1 pseudogene is annotated in these 223 nt (G+C 51.1%); it reads left to right on the top strand.

Going from position 1 to position 223, the window contains the following annotated elements:
* A pseudogene (locus SLS51_RS23865) lies at positions 1-223 on the top strand (IS1634 family transposase); the annotation flags it as partial.

Here is a 223-nt window from a genome sequence, read left to right as displayed (position 1 = left end):
TATCACGAGTTTTCATGTCGATGGTGACTATGACAGCGCGTTGGGAGATGACACAAAACGCATTGCACTGGTGCCGGGTTATAGCCGGGATCACCGGCCCGAACTGAACCAAGTTGTCCTTGAGCTGATTTGCGAAAATCAGGCAGGTATCCCTGTCTACATGCAGGCCATGAGCGGGAATACGAATGATGCCAAAGCCTTTGCCCAGACGATCAAAACCCAT

Source organism: Photorhabdus africana (genome assembly GCF_035181445.1).
In the GTDB taxonomy this organism is placed as follows: domain Bacteria; phylum Pseudomonadota; class Gammaproteobacteria; order Enterobacterales; family Enterobacteriaceae; genus Photorhabdus; species Photorhabdus laumondii.
The sequence above is the reverse complement of the archived record's forward strand: the minus strand, read 5'-3'. Positions and strand labels throughout refer to the sequence as shown.